This is a genomic window from Pseudomonas taiwanensis DSM 21245, from assembly GCF_000425785.1.
Taxonomy (GTDB): domain Bacteria; phylum Pseudomonadota; class Gammaproteobacteria; order Pseudomonadales; family Pseudomonadaceae; genus Aquipseudomonas; species Aquipseudomonas taiwanensis.
The window spans coordinates 1-2,507 of the sequence record NZ_AUEC01000056.1; the positions used below are offsets into that span (position 1 = coordinate 1).

Below are 2,507 nucleotides of genomic sequence, written 5' to 3' on the forward strand. Positions count from 1 at the left end.
GTGCGCGAGGTGCGTTCGGAGTGGGCCAAGCAGGTTGGGATGAGCAACCCGATTCGCTTCCAGGGGCAGTACCACGATCATAAGACCGGGCTGCATTACAACCGGTATCGGTACTATGATCCGAGGGTTGGGCGGTTTGTTAGTCAGGATCCTACTCGTTATACCGGAAGGCTAAACCTCTTCGCGTACACGCCGAACCCAATATTTTGGGTCGACACACGAGGCCTCACTCCAACGCCGCTTAATGAACCTGGCTATATCGTTTATGGGCTTTATAAACCAGATGACGAGATGCCTTAATATATTGGACATACTAAACAAGATCCGCTTAAGCGAGAGGCTCAGCATGCTCAGTCAGGCCGGTTAGGTAATGCAGCGTTGAAACCAGTCTCAGAAGGCCTTACTTATACACAGTCGAAGGGGCAGGAGCAGTACTATCGAGAGGTTTATGATACAAAAACCGGGTTCCCAGGGAATATCATTGAACCGATTGATAAGTCTAGGCAAGACGAGCGTGGTAGATCGCATGTCGCCGAATATGAAAGAATCAAATCAAAAAAATACTTGTGAGCTTTAAGGTGTAAGATGATGAAGCTTTTAAGGAATGATGTCCAAGTCGGCGATATTTTCTACATTCCAGCGATCACCCCAGCAGGTGAGGTTGGGTTTGTATTAGCTAGGTTTATCGAACATGTTGAGCATAATGCAGGGGCTTTAATAGAGGTTTTTAAAAAATTTTATCGTGAGCCGCCGAAAACTTTGGGGCAAGTGGATATGATAGAGCGTCTTTTTAGGCCAATTTTATGCTCCATGCGATTTTCTGAGATACCTAGATGGCGAATTTTGTTTAGGGATGAAGCCTATGATAGATTGGTTTCGAATTATAGAGATATAACGCTGGAGTATCATTCTGACTTTAGGGTTGGTGGGGTGCGACACCCTAAGCCAGTAAGTGAGCATGGGTACGCAAGTTGTAGCCCTTACGAGGCCGCCACATGCTGGCGAATGCATCATATTGTGTTCAGAGTTAACGCTCATCTGGCTGGGTATTTTGGTCCGAATGACAGTTGTCGAATGAGTGAGATTCCAGAGGATATGAGAATTGGGAACGAGGTTGCGGAGCAAAAAGTTTTAGGTTTGGCCAAAGAGGTTGATGGGTTGTTTAAGAAATGGGCAAAAAAATAGCTCATCATTTGTAGGGTGCTGATTTCAATTTGCGGTCGAGGAGCTTAGCTCCTTGGCTGCATTACAAACGTTATCGCTGCCGCGAACCGAGGGATGGTAGTTGGTTTCTCAAGATCCGATTAGTTGCCCGGTTGACTTAAATCTCTCCGCCTAACGTAGCTGTTATGTGCTCGGCATGACCATTGACTAGGCTCTGTACGAAAAGCCTTGATACTCGGTGATGCTGCGTTGAAAACCGCCTCCGAATGCTCATTTGCAACCCGTAAACTCCGCTTCCTCGGCTGTTTTCGCCTTGGCTGACCTTCGTCTCAAGACTTTTCATACAGACCCTAAGCCTGCTATCGGTTACACATTGAGAGATGCGGATACTGATGAAGTAATGAAGTATGGTGAAACGATACGCGGAGAGCGGCGGTATACTCAGAAATATCTATCTGAAAACAACGTTTACATGCAGCGATAGGCGGGTGGAACAAAAAGGGAAATGCACGCCTGGCAAAATCAGAAGATTATTGCATATAAGTCGGCGCGCGGTGGGAAGAGATCGCCACTCAATAATAGTGATTATTAGAAGGCTTATATGAAATTTCATTCTTCAAGTGAGCAGGATATTTTGGTTGGTCCGGGTGCGCAGGTCGCCCGGAGGAAGGTGGCGGCTGTCATGTCTGATCTACTCGGAGACGTTACTCTTGAGTGTGGGGCGGGTACATGGAGCTATATCTCAATAATGATGCCGGATGATATTGTAGATAGCTATCCTGAAGTCAGAAAATATCATAAGCAGCGAAGCGTTATTGAAGTGCGTGTGCAGCTCCCGTTTTATGATTTCAAAGATGCAGATGATGTTGGGATGGTTGGATTTATGCTTGAGGGATTAAGTCGTTCAGTTGATCTGATGGTTGGTATAAAAAGTCTAAAAATGTCCGATTCCGACGCTGATCTTCTTAGGGGTGTCGTCGACCAGGCTAAGCATAAGCTCGGAATCGCTTAGATGTCTCAATATGGTGTCTGGCCGGCTATTTGTACAGGTCGAAGGATTAAGTCCTGATGGAGTCGGGGTTTCTAGCGCGAAACATCCAAACGCCTCAATTCACAGTGAGTGCTATTTGAGAGATGCTACTGGCCAGTACCAGATTGGCCAACTCAAACAGACTGAACAACTGCGCCGTATTCTTTTCCAGTCCACTACGACACCGAAGAGCGTTTCGAACGCGATGCCGAAGGCCGCCTGTTGACCCACGCCGACGCGCAGGACCGCTGCACCACCTGGTCCTACGACGCGGCCGGCAAACTGGTCGAACGGGTCGACGCCAACGAGCACA

At 47.5% G+C, this 2,507-nt stretch carries 3 protein-coding genes and 1 pseudogene; all 4 read left to right on the forward strand.

What is annotated here, in order from left to right; translation table 11 throughout:
* On the forward strand, nucleotides 1-300 hold a 300-nt coding region (locus H620_RS25940; RefSeq protein ID WP_155950802.1), incomplete at its 5' end, for an RHS repeat-associated core domain-containing protein.
* Nucleotides 301-585: 285 nt separating this feature from the next.
* Nucleotides 586-1,185 (forward strand): hypothetical protein, encoded by a 600-nt coding sequence (locus H620_RS27000; protein ID WP_155950803.1) that lies wholly within the window; start codon nucleotides 586-588, stop codon nucleotides 1,183-1,185.
* 580 nt (nucleotides 1,186-1,765) lie between these two features.
* A complete protein-coding gene (locus H620_RS0118730; protein ID WP_023381476.1) occupies nucleotides 1,766-2,176 on the forward strand; it encodes a hypothetical protein in 411 nt (136 codons plus the stop codon).
* Between the two features lie 201 nt (nucleotides 2,177-2,377).
* Nucleotides 2,378-2,507: pseudogene (locus H620_RS27875) on the forward strand (RHS repeat domain-containing protein); the annotation flags it as partial.

Bases quoted from the DNA above. Each gene is read 5' to 3' on its own strand.
- H620_RS27000 (WP_155950803.1), top strand. From the start codon at position 586: ATGATGAAGCTTTTAAGGAATGATGTCCAAGTCGGCGATATTTTCTAC.
- H620_RS0118730 (WP_023381476.1), top strand. From the start codon at position 1,766: ATGAAATTTCATTCTTCAAGTGAGCAGGATATTTTGGTTGGTCCGGGT.